Below are 18,749 nucleotides of genomic sequence, written 5' to 3'. Positions count from 1 at the left end.
AATAAAAAAGAGCATGCTTTTCAACATGCTCTCCTGAACTTCTATTTCTTAATGAATTTCTTATGGAATATTTCTCCGTCTTCTCGTTCTATTTTAAGGATATAAATACCTTCACTGAGCAATGATATATCCAATTTACCACTTAACAATGTTACAGGCACATCTACCTTTTCACCTGAAGTCTTAAATAAATTCACATTATTGATCTTCAATTTTGACATAATGTATAAATCCTTTCCAACACCAGGGTTGGGATATATAATTGGTGCCTTTTCTGCAAGATCTCCTTCAAGACTTGTCACATTTGCAGTTGCAGAAGTGGTCACATTTACCACGTTTGAAAAATCTCTCTGTTCATTGGTACCTACTACAAACATTGACATACTTTTCCTTCCTTCTGTTGTATATTCTATCTCATGAGGACCTTCACCATAGCGTATGATAAAATCTTCACTTGGATCATCCTGAAAAGCCCATCCGATCAATGCACCACTTGTATTTGAAGCATTTGTAAACGTCACTTTTTCATTTAACCCAACCACTGTTTTATCTACAGCGTAATTTAAAGTACCTACAGTGGGAGTGTAATCCAATACTTGGAAATCATCCATCGCTAGGCCAATACCTCCGCTAGAATCTAGTGTGGCACCTACAAAGAATAAACGCATTGCTACTTTTTCACCTTCAAACCCTGCCAATGGAATGTATTTCGTCACCCATTGATCATTTGTCGAACCTGTCATTAGCGGAATCCCTTCTCCTCCCCAGTGATCTTCACTTGATAATTCATTGGTCCAATCCGAGTCTTTATAGAAACCTAATGGACGCCATGATGCACCATAATCATCTGTAAATTCTACTCGCATACCATCAATTTTATCGGCTACGTCCATTTTCAATTGGAACGTAAACATCTGAGTGGAATCAAAATTTTCTTGATCACCAGGTAAATCAAATACAGAAGTATACAAATAGAAACCTGTCGGAACTTGATACCCTGCCGTATCTGGACCAAGAACATAAGCATTAGAACCACTTGTTGTTCCTGATTTCCCTGTTATGGCTGAACTATCCAGCAATAAATCTGTTCCTGCAAGGTTCAATGAGTAGAATAATAATTCATCAGACTCTAAATCTCCTCCATCTGAAGCCAAGAAAGGAGCTTCTTTTATCCCTAAAATACCTATGGTATCTTGGTAAGCAGATGCAGGATTATTATCTACTTCCAGCTTCACAATATATGTTCCCGCAGTAGTGTAAGTGTATGTAGGGTCTTTTTCTGTTGAAGTTCCTCCATCACCAAAATCCCAAGCATAGGTAGTTGCACCGCCAGAGTTATAGATAAAATCGATTGGTCTGTTTACATAAGCTACATCAGCAGGTTTTGTAAATTCACCAGATGGATCCTTTTTCGTTAAATTGAAGTTGTTGATCATGAATCCGTCATCCGTATCTTCAATCAAGAAAGCAGACTCCATTCTGTAGACAAACCTGAATCTTACTTTTTCACCCGTTAAAAACGATACATTATAAGATGTAGAATCCCTATCATAATTCCCTAACCAACCTACTTGATCTTGGAAAATAATAGGATGAATTGCACAAGCGTCATCTGGCGTCTTATTGTACCACCCAGTCCCTAATCCATCAAAAGCATCTCCTAATAATTTCCACGTACCACCATTATCAGTAGTGTATTCCATTTTCGCAGCTGCAGGAGCATTACAGTAGGTAATATGCATGCTTTTCAGGAAGTTGATTTTATATTCGTGGCCAGCTTCAGTAAGGTCAAAAGTTGGTGTATATAAATAGGCTTCAAATGATCTTAATGGAACTCCACCGGCTAGAGTAGTAGCCCAAGTTAACGAGTCTCCGCTATTGATATCATCACCTCTTGCTCTTCCCCATTCCCAAATATCATCTCCATCTCCACCGTCAAAATAAACGGTCTCTGTCACAAAACCGCCAGTATCCAATTGGAAGTCATTGGAGAAAGGTACTGTTTCTTCAGGTCCTTTTGGAGGTCCTTCTGTCATTCTGATTGCTCTTCTAAATGTATTTTCTCTCCCTTGATCATCTTTCACAGTAAGTGTTATCACATACGAACCTAAATCAGTCAGTGAGGTATAAGTATGAGAAGGGTTCATTTCTGTAGATGTAGTTTCATCTCCAAAAGTCCAGAAATAAGTCAAGTTTGAGCCAAAAGAAAGGTTTTCGAATTCTAAGGCTTGGTTGATGATGCCATTATCAGAAAGAATGTTGAAAGCCGCTAAAGGTCTATTGGATTGCAAAGCATCCATGGCCGCACTCATATTAATTCTTCCTGCACCCAAAGCATTCTGATAATTAGGGTTTCTAGGGTTAATATCCGTAGAAGTTCCCATTAATACTGCTGATAGCTGATCTGGTGTTAGATTGATATTCTGTGTCTTAAGAAAAGCGGCAGCTCCTGCTACCATCGGACATGACATGGAAGTACCGGTATAAGGTGCATAATCTCCTAAAGGGTTCCCATTATCTGCCGCTACGGTACTGATAATATCAGTTCCGGGTGCTGAAATGTCTATCCATGCACCATATTGAGACGAAGGTGATTTTACATCATTACTAGTCGTATTTGCTACCGCAATCACATTATCATAGCCTGCAGGATAACTTGGCAAATTCACGTTATCATTTCCTGCCGCCGCTACAAACAGCATTCCTTTTTCTTCTGTAGCTTCTTTAATCATCCTTGCAATTGTTGCCGAATAACCGTAGCCACCATAAGACATACTCACAATATCCGCTTCCATCTCAATGGCATACATTAATGCTTCTGTCGAATGTGTAATTGCTCTTGCATCAGGTGTATCATCAGAGGTTGCTTTTACTGCTAGAATCTTTACTCCATTGTTGGTAACGGATGCCCCTCCTGTACTATTATTCGTTACAGCTCCTGCAATACCTGCACAGTGTGTGCCGTGAGAAAAATTAAATCGACTTGCTTCAGATCTCGGTGGATTAGGATCAGGGTCTCCATTTTCGTAAGTATCTCCTGATGCATCCCAACCTTGGTAATCATCTATATAACCATTTTTGTCATCATCCCTTCCATTGTTAGGTATTTCACCTTCGTTGATATATATATTTGCAACTAAGTCTTCATGTGTAATCAAAACACCATCATCTACAATTGCTAATACAACATCTCTCTGCCCTTCTATCGTTTTTCCTTTTCCCCACGCTTCCATTGCTCCTACCAAGTCCAAGTGATATTGATCTTTTGCTAATGGATCATTGGGATCATTAAAAATAATCGGCAAGGGAACACTCTCCACGTACATCACATTAGGATCATTATTTAATTCCCTGCGGAAATTATCCATATCAGATTGCTCGTAAAGAGTGATCTGAAGAACGTCTGAAACACTATTCTTCAATACAGACATGGGTTCCATTACTCTTTTGATCCTCGCATCAGTCAACAGATTGTAAATTCTTCTTTTCTCACTATCCACAAACTGTTGCTGCCCTGCATCCATATAAGCAAATGCTACATCTTTAGGGTCTTTGAACCTTACAAAAAGCTTTGCGGGAGCAGATTGAATAGATGGAGTAATCCACCTTTGCGATGGAGAAGTGGCCAATTGCTGTTGCTGTGCCACTACTTCACTTCCCAACATGAGACTTCCCATGAATAGGAGTATTTTATATATATAATCTTTTTTCATGGTCTTTTACTTTTTAGTGAGAAGAAGTACCCATTGTTTTGTCGTCGTCCCATCTGTAAATAAAACTTCCAAGGAAATTTTCCCATTCGATAAAGTTTCACCTTGAAGAGACACATAATTATCTGATGGGCCTAAAAACTCACCACATTGATCTATGATTTGGAAAGGAATGTCTTGGAAATCACCTGCAATATTTGAAATGTTATAAAGTCCCCAAATATTATCTGGATTCGCTAATGGACCAACCGTAGTAAGCGTAACATCATCTACTGTTTTTGTTCCTTCTTCAGTGGTCATCTCAGCGGCATAAGTACCATCTAAACTTGTAGGGCAATGAATATCCTCAATGACAATATTATATACTTTACGAATACCTCCTTGACCTACTGTTATCTCCTGTCCATTATCTAAATTCACAGCAGATTCTAGAATAATATCTAAAGTCTTCCCTCCTTCTTTATCCACTCCATAAACTACCAATGGAGAGACTTCTATATCTGCAGTATTCCTTGTGTTTGTAAAGTTTTCTTCACCTGTAGCATCTTCTGATTTAATCCTATTTTTAATGATAAACTTTCCACCTTCAGCTGTAGCAAACTTTTCTGTTACATCTTGAAAGTCTGGATTATTTCTTTCAATGGCTTTAGCTGTAAAGTCTGTTCCAAAAGATGCAGCTCCTCCGAAGGAGTACGTCACCTCAATTCCTCGGTCTGTATTAATTGCCATAGGCATTCTTACTTCCAAGCTAAGCGGCACTGAATTTTCCTTGATGGAGTCTACTTCTCCAATAGGCGTTGCTACTGAAAAAGCCACTGTCTCCCCGATAAACTCAGCTTGAACTTCCTCTTTATAGGTATCATAAAGCTCACAGCTTTGGAAGAAAACTCCCATGCATAAAAGCCCTATTAGTATTAATTTATTTTTCATCTGTTTCTTAGGTTTAATTTGAAGGCATAAACCACATTGGGAAATCCAAAGGTTTTTGTTCTGGAATGTTCGGGTTAGCACTTATCTCATTAGGAGAGTAAGGCAATCGAGCAATGTGTTCACTCAATACAGCATCAATAGGCAATGGGCGGTCACTCGGGTAATCAGTTCTTCTTACATAAGTCCATGCGTCCATTCCTCTTTGAAATGTTTCAATATAACCTTGGTGATATACAGCTTGAAGTGCATTGCTAGGAGCTAATGTTTGTAAGTCAGGCAAGGCTCCATTATAGTTATCGTATTCGAATTGAGTGACACCACTTCCATTATCTTGAACTGCCGTCAGTGAATTCAAATGGATTATATTCAATACAATACCTTCTCTATAATAATCATTGGCATCTGAAGTAGTACCCGGAATCCACCCCTTAAGAATTGCTTCTGCTCTCATAAACTTTAACTCAGCAGCAGTTACCCAATAATCAGGAGAAGTAGCAGTGATAAAGTTTAAACTTAATACAGAATTTGAAGTGAAAGCTGAACTTGATCCTGGAGCTACACCAGTGTGTGGTACAGCGTCTACCACACCATCCGGACGATCATAAAAAATATCCAATCGTGGATCATTAGTTCCTCTCAATAAATCAATAAATGGGGTACTTGCAAAGAAGAATAAACTCTGCCCTCCAGCAAACTGAAAGTGTAGTTTATAAAATTGGTTGGCATTATTCAGGTCTTCATAGTAATTCATAACTACTTCATCACCTAAATCTTCCACGTGTTCTTGTCTGAATGCTGATTCCAATTTGGGTTTCGCATAAGCTTCATCCTTTGCTGCAATCAGCATTAAAGTTTTTATTTTAATAGAGTTCGCAAATTTAATCCATCGGTTTAAGTCGCCCTTGAAAAGTAGATCTTCACCACCAATCTTTGCAGGGTCACTCATATCAAAATTATCAACTGCTTCATCTAGCATGTCCACAATACCTTTTAAGATTTCTTCCTGAAAATTTCCATTTGGAAAAAGAATATCTGTGTTTAATGCTTCGGTAAATGGAACATCTTCAAACATTAATGTCAGGTGATAAAAAGCAAAAGCCTGCATGATCTTGAATTGTGAAGCAGTATTTACTTCTCCTATCTCATTGGCCAAAAGTTCACCTCTACTTGCATTTTTCAAGCAGTTGGCATAATAAGTTGCCCAAGTATTGGTTTGAGGGAAGGAAGGGATAGAGAAATTGTCTGCTGAGGAGAATACATTTGCTCCAGCCCCCACATAATGCTGCGCCCAGCGGTTAAACAAATTCGTTTCCATTACCTTATCAGAACTAATATTTGTCATGATTGTCGTCATGAGTAATCCCGGCTGTTCGGCTATCTGTTCATCGCCTGCAGCAAAAGGGTCTGTATTTACATCTAAAATACTATCACAAGAGTAACTGAATGTAAGGGCAACGAACACACATACTCTTGTTAATAGGTTGCTGTATTTATTATTCATCTTCATTGTTCTAGAATACTAGTTTAAGATTTCCACCAAAACTTCTTGTAGAAGGTAAACTACCCATTTCCACGGATCCTGAAGCATCACTTGCCGCTTGGAACAAACTTGTTTCTGGATCGATATGAGGTATTTCACTGTAAATAAGCCAAAGGTTTCTTGCTTCAAAACCCACAGCCACCGACTTGATAAAACCTGTTTTCTTCAACAAGGCTTTAGGCAATGCATAGGATAAACTTACTTCACGAAGTTTTATATAGGTTTTACTGAATACTGAGCCTTCTGCAATACCGCTTGTAGAGTAAGCTTGCCAGTAATCCTGATGTGTCACAGCTATATCATTTTGTTTAACAGAACCGTCTCCATTTTCGATGTAAGCATTTTTATCTATAAATACCTGCTCTCTATTAACAGCTGTTTCTGCTGCTAGACCATCAAATCTTAAATCACCTACTGTTCTTGAAATCATCTTACCTCCCTGATTCCAATCAATCAGGAAGTTTAAAGTCACGCCTTTATAAGTGAAGCTATTTTGGAACCCTAAAAGGAATTCTGGCTGAATCTCTCCGAATGTTTGTTCATCACCCTGCATTCTCAAACCAGTTTTAGGGTCAACTAGAATTTCTCCCGTTTCAGCTCTTTTAAAACCTACACCCTGTAATTGTAAAGACTCTCCTGGTACTGCTTGAACAGAAACTCCATTAAAACCAGAAGCAATCTGAAGCTTATCCAAACCTTCCGCTAATTCAGTAACCTTATTTTCATTTCTTGTGAAATTGATTTGAGAATTCCATTCAAAAGAATTGGTCTTTACCGGAATAAATGAGAGTAATAGCTCTATACCTTGATTGGTAACTGTACCTGCATTGATTCTTTTTCTTCTATAACCTGTAGATTCAGGTGTAGGTACCGCCAAAATCTGATTAGATGTTTCAATGTTGTAGAAAGTAAAATCTACTCCCGCTCTACCATTAAAGAAACTCAACTCCGTACCTATTTCCCATGAGTTTTGTCTTTCAGGAACTAGATTTTCAGGTGGAATAACATTGGTTGCAGAGTAAGCCGTCTGACCATTGAAAGGGTAATTATTAGTAGTACCATATTGGCCAAAATACTCTGATAAAGGATTATAGTAATAGTCCAATTGATATGGATTTGTATCATTACCTACTTGAGCAGCACTTAAACGAAGCTTACCAAAGGAGAAGATATCATTATGAATTTTGAATGCATCTGAGAAGACAAATGATAAACTCGCTGAAGGATAAAAATAAGAGTTGTTGTTCTTAGGAAGTGTAGATGACCAATCATTTCTCATCGTCACATTCAATGTCAAATAATTATCATAAGTCAATGATACATCACCATACATACCTAATAATCTCTGCTCTGAAAAATCTGTCCTGCTTGTTGTATTTTTTGCATTGGTAGGAGTATAAATTCCCGATACAGATAGCTCCGAAGCTTCCAACGTACTTCTTTCAAACATTCTGCTATTATATTCATGACCTACAATGGCAGTCAGTTTGAACTTCTCTCCGAAATTTTTCTGAACTGTAGCCATTAGAGATGTCGTCAATTCAGTATTTGTGATATCATCATTAGTAAATGATCCATTTAATGCTCCAAGGGTTCCCTTTGCTGATTTTCTGAATCGTTTATCTACTCTATAATCCAAACCTACTCTCGCTCTGAAGCTCAACCAATCTGTTGCCTGTGCTTCCAGCATACCAAATCCAAAGAAACGGTTAAGATTTACATCATTACCATTTTTCTCAGCCACCCAATACGGGCTATTAGAAAAGACTCCGATCGGATCTTGTTTTCCATCTACCAATTTCAAACGATCAATAGAGGTTGTTCTAGGAATACCATTGATTATACTTGTCAACACATTGGGAGAGTTACCTCCTTGAGAAACCGATCCTCTCGTTTCTGATTTCACGTAGTTGATACCTACCCTAGATTTAATGACTTTATTAAGTTGCTGTCCTGCATTAATAGCAAATGTATATCTGTCTAACCCTGCCCCTGGAACAATACCTTTTTGGTTCATGGAAGTGAATCCCAATCTATAATCTCCTTTTTCAGTAGCACTTGATACATCTATGGAATTAATAAATAACGTACCAGTCTGATAGAAATCCTCTACATTGCTCGGATAAGCAGTAAGTGATTCTAAAGGCCATTGACTTTCTGGTAAACCTGCTGTATCTGCATCATAATTATAAGATGGAACAATCTGCCCTTCAATTTTAGGACCCCATCCATTTTCTGATCTTTTATCATATTTACCATAAGAGCCTTGAGCATATTCATTTTGAAATGAAGGTAATCTATTGGGCATTTCGGCTCTAAAACTAGTACCAATACTTACAGTTGGTCCAGTAGATGATTTTCCTCTTTTAGTAGTAATAATGATTGCTCCATTGGCGGCTCTTGATCCATAAAGCGCGGCGGCTGAAGCTCCTTTCAATACAGTTACCGATGCAATATCAGCGGGGTTAATTTCGCCTGCACCATTACCAGCATCAAATGCTCCTTGAATACCACTACCTGTTGCAATATTCTGATTACTAATAGGCACACCATCCACAACCATTAAAGGCTGATTATTTCCACTCAATGAATTGGTACCTCGAATTACAATTCTGGTAGAACCTCCAGGGTTTGAACTTGCTTGTGAAATCTGTACACCTGGCACTTTTCCGGAGAGAGAGTTTAAGAAGTTGGTTGACTTTACTCTTTCTACTTCTTCCCCTTTCACGGAGGTTACGGAATAGCCTAAAGTACGTTTTTCACGCTCTATGGCATTGGCTGTCACCACTACTTCATCTAATTGTTCAGTGTCAGCTTCCATAGAAACATCAATTTTGGATTGATTTCCTACTTCTACTTCTTGTGATTTCAAACCGATGAAATTGTAGACTAGCACTTTGTCATTTTGCTGCAGTGCTATTTTATACTTTCCGTCTACATCGGATACAGCCCCTCGTCTAGTTCCTTTGACAACGACTGTTACACCAGGTAAAGGGGACCCTTCGCTGGTAATTGTACCTGTTACTACTCTTTCCTGTGCAAGTGATATTGAGATCGATAATACAGAGAGCAACCAACATAAGATTGTTTTAAGTCTCATTAGTTAAGGATGGTTTAATAATAGAAGTTTACATTTAAGTTCATCTTTGATAATTTGCTTACAGTTTAATCATTGAAGAGATATACACGTTCTATCATAATTTCCTTAAACTGATTTAGAGTAATAGATGCACATATTAGGGTGATGCATTAATGAAATTTGAAGAGTTAAGTAAAACCAATTCCCCAAAAAATAATAGGTCATTTCCTATAGTGTTCTGATGGTAGAAAGAGCTCCTGAAAACGCTTTTTCAGTCCTATATTTTGTTTAAAGTCTTAGTAGAATGTAATATCTTTTTCTATCGAAGATGAAAAAAAGGTTAATTTTCTCTTATAATATTACATAATTTTATCTTAATATCCTTCAAACAGTTAGAAGAAAAAATTGCATTTATTTAATATTCGTCCTAAAACATAAAAATCCCAACCTCAAATGAATGAGATTGAGATTCAATATTTTCAATTTATCTTTTCTAATGCAGTCTTAGATGATATACTGGCTTAAGTCTCTGTTTTTCACCAAACCTGACAATCTTTCATTGACCATCTCTTTAGTAACAACAATCTGAGCATTAGCACCAATTACGTCTGGCACATCAAACAACAAATCATTTAATAAATGAGACATTACAGTGTGCAATCTTCTTGCTCCAATGTTCTCCACTTCTACATTGATTTCATACGCTAAACGAGCGATTTCATCTAAAGCATCTTCATTGAATGACAACTGAACATTCTCAGAACCTAATAATGCTTCATATTGTTTTGTCAACGCATTCTTTGGCTGTCTTAAGATCACTTTGAAATCTTTATCCGTCAAGCTTTGCAACTCAACTCTGATTGGAAAACGTCCTTGTAATTCTGGAATCAAATCAGAAGGTTTTGCAACGTGGAATGCTCCTGCTGCAACGAAAAGCATGTGGTCTGTTTTCACAATACCGTGCTTCGTATTTACAGTACTTCCTTCTACAATTGGAAGCAAGTCTCTCTGTACACCTTGACGTGATACATCTGCACCATTCTTATTACCACCGCTAGCTACTTTATCAATCTCGTCAATGAAGATAATACCAGAGTTTTCTGCTAAACGAACTGCTTCATCCTTTACTTCATCCATATCGATCAATTTAGAACTTTCTTGATCTACAAGGATTTTACGAGCCTCAGCAATTGTCATTTTTCTTTTCTTGGTTTTCTTCGGCATCATACCGTTGATCATCTCCTGAATGTTCATCATAGAACCTTCATCGATCGGTGATCCACCAATAAAACCTAGATTACCTCCGTTTTTATCTACAGTAACGTCAATTTTTCTTTCCTCTAACTCACCCGCACGCAATTTCTCTCTGAAACGCTCTCTTGTTTTCTCATTCAATTCATGATCCTGAGAAACATACTCTCCAGTAGTAGTTGTTGGAGTTCCTTTTAAAGGTGGAATCAAAGCATCCAAAATTACATCCTCAACAGCTTGAGAAGTCTTTTCTTCTACCAATGCTTTCTTTTGATCCTGTACCATGGTCACAGCTTGTTCCACAAGGTCACGCACCATGCTTTCCACATCTCTACCCACATATCCTACTTCAGTAAACTTAGAAGCTTCCACTTTCACAAACGGTGCTTTTGCTACCTTTGCCAAACGGCGAGCGATTTCAGTTTTACCAACACCTGTAGAACCAATCATCAATATATTATTAGGCATAATCTCTTTTTGCATATCACCGGCAACGTTCATTCTACGCCAGCGATTTCTAAGAGCAATGGCTACATTCTTTTTAGCATCGTCTTGACCAATAATGTATTTATCTAATTCTGCAACAATCTCTCTTGGGGTTAAATATGATGAGTTTTCTAACATGCTATGTTTATCTTTTGTATAACTTCAATTTCTTAGCAATGGATTGATCAACATTCTGGAATTGTATTCCTTCTCTGTTATTATTCAATGACCGTCTTCTTTCTTTTATCCCAGCCTGAAGTCGCAACTGCCAGCGTTAAACTGTTTGTCGCTCCAGCCACATGATACCAAGCGGCACTGTATCCAAAGTCTATGTGCTTTTTTATCTTTAATGATGCTCCTATCGACATTCCAGCTAAGCCTTTTACGCCTTGGGTTACCATCTCTTTCCTACGCATTACATTATAGCCGACACGAAGGTTAAGCACTTTTCCTAAAACAAATTCACCGCCAAAGCTAAAATGACGTGACAATTTGTCAGCAAAACTAGGTTCTGAGTAAAGATCATTGCCAAAAGCGTCCTTTTCTCCTTTCAACGAACTGTCAGTATAGGTAATATCAAACTGATGTAAGTGATGATATGTTACAGAAAATCGGATTGGCATTCTCTCTGGTTTGAAGGAGATACCTAATTGAGTATCAAAAGGTAGTTCTGAATTATCATTAGGTTGATAATCTCTCATTACAAAACCTGCATTCTTTATCACCAAACCAACAACGAGGTCTTTTGTTGGATGAATAAAGGCTCCATTTAAATCAAACATCAACGCATTTGACTTATAAGTTTCAATCGTTGAAGCTGCAAACTTTACATCCGCAGACATTGAAAATACACCTTGAGTTCTTGTATAGCTACCTTGAAACCAGAAATCATTGGCACTATAGGTACCAGTAGAAATTCCATGATCATCAAATCCATCAAAGCTACCATAACTCATATACCCCATTCCTATCCCAACTATGCCTTTACCTACTTTATGAGCATATCCTAGAGAGGTCAAACCAGCTGAAGTGTGATAATCATAGTAATTAAAAGTCACTTTGTTCACTGATTTTTCTCCCAGTAATGCTGAGTTATAAAACATAGCATTAGGATCATCCAAGCCTGATGACACTAGAAAGCCACCTAATCCCACTTGACGTGCATTGGTTGGAACTCCTAAAAAACTATAGGTTTCACTTCCTCCCAATTGAGCAAATGAAGAGTTGATAGGAGTAATAACAGTTAAAAAAATTAAGTACAGATAAATAGATAATTGCTTCATTATCGTTTTGCCTTATAAAATAATGTCGAGCAGTTATTCGGGTTGAATAAAGTACTCTTTTTTGATTCAATTTGATCGATTGTAACACTTCTCAGCTTACCTTCTTCTTCATTAATCAAGTTTGGATTTCCTAAAGTTGCTCCATATGCAATGGACATGGCTCTCGGCAGAATTTCTGTTTTTCCGTAAGTCATAGAAAATTCCGCTTGATTTTTCACCTTTTCTAAATTCTCAGGATTGACCTCAGAAGCAATAAAACCATCTATAACACTTTGAAGTTCTCCTTCTGCATCTTCCAAACTTACACCATCAGCCGTTTTTCCAGTAATGCAGAATAATCCCGGTTCAAAAGATCCTGTGATAAATGCTGAAACTCCTGAATATACTTTTTTATCTTTCACCAGTTTTTCATAAAGTAAAGACGACTTCCCTCTACCTAATAAATCACTGATTAAGTCAGTAGTGTAATACCCCTCCTGCGATCTTCCTTCCATATGCCACACCTTATAAAGTACATCCAAAGGCACTTTTTCCTCGACAATTTTTCTTCTCGGTGCTTCTTGGATAGGTTCCACAGGAATATTTCTTATTGGTTTTTCACCTGACGGAATAGGCTCAAACCATTTTTTTGCTAATTGCTTCACTTCTTCCAACTTCACGTTTCCAGCAACAACCATCACAGCATTCGAAGGAACATAATATTTATTGAAAAATGCTTTCACATCTTCCATCGTAGCATCTTCAATATGCTTGATTTCCCTGCCAATTGTTGGCCATTTATAAGAGTGCTCTTTATAAGCCAATTCTCTTAAGTGGTGCCATACATCTCCGTAGGGTTGATTGATATAACGTTGTTTGTATTCTTCAATCACCACCTTACGTTGCACTTCCAACACATTGGGGTCAAAAGATAAACTCAGCATTCGGTCTGCTTCCAACCAAAAAGCCGTTTCCAGGTTTTGAGCAGGAAGAGTGATATAATAGTTTGTAATATCAGGTGAAGTAAATGCATTGTTGGTTCCTCCCACTTTTTGAAGAGGAGTATCATAAGAAGGAATGTTGACTGATCCGCCAAACATCAGATGCTCAAACAAATGGGCAAATCCTGTTTTTTCCGGGTCTTCATCTCTTGATCCCACATCATACATTATATTCAGAACAGCTGAAGCTATATTATGGTCTTCATGAACATAAACTTTCAGTCCGTTATCTAATTCGAACGCCGAGAACTTTATCATTGTGTTATTTTATAATAAGTATATAAAGTTAGCAGACCTATACCACTTTCCAAATTCAAATTAGAGCAAACATTTTACTAACTTTGTTTTTGAGCTCGATTTTATGAATGCTTATATGTAAAAATCAGCTCACAACAATAGAAATTATCTATTTCAGATCGATTTCACAACAGAGAAACATCACGTAAAGTTTTTTCACTAATAATGAGAGAAGATTACTTAAAAGGAGATAATGAAGGATTTTCAGATGCAGAAAGGGATGTTGAAAGAGCATTAAGACCTCTCTCATTTGATGACTTCACAGGTCAACAGAAAATTGTTGAAAACTTAGAGATATTTGTTCTTGCCGCTAAAAAAAGAGGAGAACCACTGGATCATGTACTGTTACATGGACCTCCGGGCTTGGGTAAGACCACATTATCCAACATCATTGCCAACGAAATGGAAGCTGAGATTAAAATTACATCTGGTCCCGTTTTAGAAAAACCTAGTGATTTGGCAGGTCTTCTGACTAATTTAGAAGATAATGATGTTTTATTTATTGATGAAATACACCGCCTGAATCCTGTAGTGGAAGAGTATTTATACTCCGCTATGGAAGACTTCAGAATAGATATTATGCTGGATTCTGGTCCAAATGCGAGAACGATTCAAATTGACCTCAATCCTTTTACATTAATAGGTGCAACGACTAGATCTGGCCTTTTGACAGCTCCTTTGAGAGCTCGTTTTGGTATCAATGCAAGGTTACAGTATTATGATTCTAAACTACTGACTTCCATTGTAAAAAGATCTTCAAGTATTTTAGAAACTCCTATCAATGATGATGCAGCATTTGAGATTGCAAGAAGGAGCCGAGGCACGCCACGTATTGCCAATAATTTATTGAGAAGAACACGTGATTTTGCTGAAATCAAAGGAGATGGTACTATTACCCTGGATATTGCAAAGATGGCACTTGGTGCGCTAAATGTTGACCAAGGAGGTTTGGATGAAATGGATAACCGTATCCTATCTACTATTATTGAAAAGTTCAAAGGCGGTCCTGTTGGAATCACTACAATTGCCACAGCTTGTGGTGATGAAGCGGAGACAATTGAAGAAGTTTATGAGCCTTTCTTAATTCAGGAAGGGTTTATAAAAAGGACTTCAAGAGGACGAGAAGTAACACTCAAAGCTTATGAACATTTGGGTATGATCCCTCCTTCTGACGGCACCCAAAACACTCTGTTTTAGAGGCAAATCCCACAATAATTGAGAAATAAGAAGATTGGGTAAAAAAACTTGCCTGATCTTTTTTTTTTACAAGAAAATATTGATATAATTATAAATATTATAATACTAAGAGTACTAATTACTATCGGAAACATATTACTACTAATAATTAATTGCCTCTTTTTATTAACTTCAAATTGGGTATCCTCTAGCAGTAATCAAACAAACTTGGAGGCGTCAAAAGATCAAGTTGTACTTTCTGATTCAATTACTGTTTCTCAGAAAAAAATAGAGCTGCTTTATAAAGAGAGAGCGTTTGATAGCTGTATCATACAATCAGACAACCTAATCAAAAAATATCAGCGTCGACTAATGTATCAACCATTAGCTATGGTTTTTCATGTCAAAGCCAAAGCTTGTAGAAGATTACGAAAATTTGACGAAGGGATCATTGCGTCAAAAGCAAGTATGCATTGGGCGAAGAAAACCAATCAGGAAGATATCTTTGCAATACTTTTACTAGAAGTTGCAAGAAACAGAAAAGGACTCAAACAATACGGCAAGGCAATTGAAACCTATCAGTCAGCGATAGACTATAGTCAAAAATATGGAGACTTCGTGAGTGAATCCATTGCTTTGAATAATATGGGGGCAATATATAAGATTCAAGGAAAGTTCACTAAAGCAATACAACTTTATATTAAAGATGCTGAACTCAACAACAAATTAAATAGACCTAAAGACCTAGCAATTGCTTACAACAACATTGGACAGATTCATTTACTGACAAGGGAACATGAACTGGCTAAAAGTTTCTTTACTCGCTCCAAAAATTTAAGACTCGAATTGAATGATGAATACGGCTTGGCGCTTGTTTCTAACAACCTTGGAGCTGTTTTTCATGAGTTAAAAGAGTACGACAAGGCACTGGATCAGTTTTATGTTGCCTTAGCTACTTTTGAAAAGTATAATTCAAAGTACAGAATAGGTGAAGTTTATCTCAATATTTCTGACATTTTATTGCTTCAAGAAAAATACGCTGATGCTATTGCTTTCAGTAAAAAAGGTGCTACTTTTTTTCAGGAAGTAAAAGCTGAAGGTGGAATTAACAGAGCACTTAGAATTCAAGGTGAGGCCTATTTGAATTTGAAAAATTATGCTACCTCATTAAGAGTACTTAGAAAAGCACTTTCCTATTATGAAAGTGAAGAGCATTTCACTGCTGAAAAAAGAAATATTTATAAGCTTCTTGTAACAGTTTATGCGGCTCAGAATAATTATCAAAAAGCATTTGAATACCAGAGTAAATTACAGATTATAGAAATTAATTTTACAAAAGAAGCGAATAAAAGAGACCTTGCTGTAATTCATGAGAAATACAACAACAAGGATCAGCTTCTAAAAATTGATAAGCTTCAGAAAGAAAAAGAGAGAAAAGAGGAGGCTATTAGACATCAAAAACAGCTCAACTTTTCTTTTGCTTTAGTAATTGTTGTATTGTCTGCATTTGGCCTTTATATCCTTATCAATAATAAAAAGTTAAGAAAGGCTCATTTTAAAATCAGAAAGCAAAATAATGCTATAAATGAAATCCATAATGAGTTAACAGACAGCTTACAATATGCTTCCACTATTCAGGAATCTTTAAATAGTATACCCGAAGAAATCAAAAACTTTATACATGATTATTTTATACTATTAAAGCCGGCGCAAGAGGTAAGTGGTGATGTGTATAACGTTTCTGTGGTAGATCATAAAATAGTTATTTCCATGATGGACTTTGCCGGTCATGGTGTTCCAGCCGCTCTTTTGGCTACTTTGGGAGTTAAAACATTAAATCAGATTATTCAATCCGGCATAACTGCTCCTGATAGGATATTGACGGAACTGGATGCGATAATGACTAAAATATTTGATCAGAATGAAGATATGGTGGGCATTGACATGGCGGTAGTGACCATTGATATGAAAAAAAGGACTTTAGAATACTCTGGAGCAAGAAGACCTTTACTTTACATTGAATATGGTGAAAGTCATTACATTAAAGGAACTAAAAGATCGGTCTGCGATTCTTTATCTCCTTTCCAATACACTTTCCATAAACACATTATTCCTCTTACTGAAGATTTTAGATTCTACTTGTACTCAGATGGCTTCCCTGATCAGTTTGGAGGACCGAAAGGAAAGAAATTCCTTGAAAAAAACTTGCGTGATTTACTTATTGATAATGCTGAAAAAGATTATGCCTTACAAAAAGAAATAATCCAAAATAAGAGAGATCTTTGGATGAATCCAGATGTAATGACCGAAAACAAACCAACAGATGATACATTGGTGATGGGATTTCATATAAAAATCTAATTATTTTTCTATTTTAGATGTTAGGTACTAATTCAGAGGTACTTTGAGACCAAATAAAAGTGACAACATCTATGGGTAAAAGCAAACAGTATATCCTGTCTTTAGACCAAGGTACAACCAGTTCAAGAGCCATTCTTTTTGACAAAAAAGGCAAAATTATCAATTCTGCTCAAAAAGAATTCAAACAATACTATCCAAAACCGGGATGGGTGGAACATGACCCAAAAGAAATCTGGTCTACACAAGCTTCTGTAGCAGCTGAATGTATTGCAAAAGAAGGTTTGAACGGTTTGAATATTGCCGGAATTGGAATAACGAACCAAAGAGAAACTACTGTTGTCTGGGATGCTTCTACCAATAAACCTATTTATAATGCGATTGTTTGGCAAGATAGGAGAACAGCCAAGTATTGTGATTCTCTAAAAGAGAAATATACTGAGGTCATTCAGAAGAAAACAGGTCTGATTATAGATGCCTATTTTTCTGCCAGTAAAATTCATTGGATTTTAGAAAATGTAAAAGGTGCCCGAAAAAAGGCAGAGAAAGGATTGTTGAGGTTCGGTACTATTGATACATGGTTGATATGGCAATTCACAAGAGGAAAGGCCTATGTAACGGATGTGACGAATGCCAGCAGAACCATGCTTTTTAATATTCATACATTGGAATGGGATGAGGAATTACTGAAGATTTTCAATATCCCGAAAAGTATGTTGCCCGAAGTCAAAAGCAGCAGTGAGATTTATGCTCAGACAGCTACCACACTTTTTGCCAGTAAAATACCAATTGCAGGTATTGCAGGTGATCAACAGGCCGCACTTTTCGGACAGATGTGCACCAAAAGCGGTATGGTAAAAAACACCTACGGCACAGGTTGCTTTATTATGATGAATACTGGTAAAAAAGCGATCATCTCCCAGCATCAATTACTAACTACCATTGCATGGAAAATTGGTGACAATGTAAATTACGCATTAGAAGGAAGTGTTTTTGTAGCAGGGGCCGCTATTCAATGGCTCAGAGATGGACTTGGTATCATTAAAAAAGCACATCATAGTGAAAAAATAGCCAAAGAGGTGAAAGATAACGGAGGTGTTGTTTTTGTTCCAGCACTCACAGGTTTAGGTGCTCCGTATTGGGACCAATATGCAAGAGGTACTTTGGTGGGAATTACAAGGGGCACACAGAAAGGACATATTGTTAGAGCTACTTTGGAAGCCATTGCCTTGCAGTCACAAGATGTAATAGAAGCAATGCAGGCTGATATCCAAATGCAGGCAAAAGAATTAAGAGTAGATGGAGGTGCCTGTGCTAATAATTTACTCATGCAAACTCAAAGCAATATTTCAAACATCGATGTGATCCGCCCAAAAATCCTTGAAACAACAGCAATGGGGGCCGCTTTCTTAGCAGGATTAGCGGTAGGTTATTGGAGCGACATTGACGAAATCAATAAAATTTGGAAAATGGATAAATCTTTTAAAAATAAAATGAATGAAAAAGAGCGCTCTGCTACAAATCAGCAATGGAAGAAAGCTGTTCAAAGAAGTTTTAACTGGGAAAACTAATAACAATGTATATTAACACTTCCTAAAGCTCCTCTTTAGTTAATATTAGTAAAAATTTTAATAGATTTACTCCGAATTTTAAATACGT

10 protein-coding genes are annotated in these 18,749 nt (G+C 37.1%); 3 read left to right on the top strand and 7 right to left on the bottom strand.

All coding sequences use genetic code 11. The annotated features are described in order from the left end of the window. Nucleotides 1-41: 41 nt before the first annotated feature. The 7 genes from HHU12_RS00590 to HHU12_RS00560 all read right to left on the bottom strand — a co-directional run bounded on the left by HHU12_RS00590 (nt 42) and on the right by HHU12_RS00560 (nt 13,517). The gene (locus HHU12_RS00590) at nt 42-3,713 is read right to left on the bottom strand and encodes a S8 family serine peptidase (RefSeq protein ID WP_169654198.1); all 3,672 of its coding nucleotides are present in this window, start codon (nt 3,711-3,713) and stop codon (nt 42-44) included. A gap of 6 nt (nt 3,714-3,719) precedes the next feature. Beyond that, nucleotides 3,720-4,640, bottom strand: a complete 921-nt coding sequence (locus HHU12_RS00585) for a hypothetical protein (protein ID WP_169654197.1) — start codon at nt 4,638-4,640, stop codon at nt 3,720-3,722. Between the two features lie 13 nt (nt 4,641-4,653). Further along, nucleotides 4,654-6,141, bottom strand: coding sequence for a SusD/RagB family nutrient-binding outer membrane lipoprotein (locus HHU12_RS00580; protein WP_169654196.1), 1,488 nt, complete (start codon nt 6,139-6,141; stop codon nt 4,654-4,656). Between the two features lie 10 nt (nt 6,142-6,151). Then, nucleotides 6,152-9,280: a SusC/RagA family TonB-linked outer membrane protein gene (locus HHU12_RS00575; protein ID WP_169654195.1), complete on the bottom strand. Its 3,129-nt coding sequence runs from the start codon at nt 9,278-9,280 to the stop codon at nt 6,152-6,154. Between the two features lie 483 nt (nt 9,281-9,763). Then, nucleotides 9,764-11,134: an ATP-dependent protease ATPase subunit HslU gene (hslU, locus tag HHU12_RS00570; RefSeq protein WP_062618540.1), complete on the bottom strand. Its 1,371-nt coding sequence runs from the start codon at nt 11,132-11,134 to the stop codon at nt 9,764-9,766. 80 nt (nt 11,135-11,214) lie between these two features. Then, entirely contained in the window at nt 11,215-12,279 is a 1,065-nt protein-coding gene (porQ, locus tag HHU12_RS00565) for a type IX secretion system protein PorQ (RefSeq protein WP_169654194.1), read from the bottom strand. Then, nucleotides 12,279-13,517 (bottom strand): M16 family metallopeptidase, encoded by a 1,239-nt coding sequence (locus tag HHU12_RS00560; protein WP_169654193.1) that lies wholly within the window; start codon nt 13,515-13,517, stop codon nt 12,279-12,281. Before HHU12_RS00560 ends, porQ begins: the two co-directional genes overlap by 1 nt. Before the next feature lie 204 nt (nt 13,518-13,721). Here HHU12_RS00560 and ruvB point away from each other — a divergent pair, with 204 nt between their 5' ends. The 3 genes from ruvB (at nt 13,722) to glpK (ending at nt 18,661) form a co-directional block, all read left to right on the top strand. Beyond that, nucleotides 13,722-14,753 (top strand): Holliday junction branch migration DNA helicase RuvB, encoded by a 1,032-nt coding sequence (gene ruvB, locus HHU12_RS00555; protein WP_169654192.1) that lies wholly within the window; start codon nt 13,722-13,724, stop codon nt 14,751-14,753. A 207-nt stretch (nt 14,754-14,960) separates the two neighbouring features. After that, on the top strand, nt 14,961-17,093 hold the full coding sequence (locus tag HHU12_RS00550; protein WP_169654191.1) for a tetratricopeptide repeat protein: 2,133 nt from the start codon (nt 14,961-14,963) through the stop codon (nt 17,091-17,093). Nucleotides 17,094-17,164: 71 nt separating this feature from the next. Beyond that, complete coding sequence (glpK, locus tag HHU12_RS00545) at nt 17,165-18,661, top strand: glycerol kinase GlpK (protein WP_169654190.1); 1,497 nt, start codon at nt 17,165-17,167, stop codon at nt 18,659-18,661. Nucleotides 18,662-18,749: the final 88 nt, after the last annotated feature.

The sequence above is a fragment of the Flammeovirga aprica JL-4 genome, from assembly GCF_012844305.1.
In the GTDB taxonomy this organism is placed as follows: domain Bacteria; phylum Bacteroidota; class Bacteroidia; order Cytophagales; family Flammeovirgaceae; genus Flammeovirga; species Flammeovirga aprica.
This window is presented reverse-complemented; position numbering and strand designations above follow the sequence as displayed.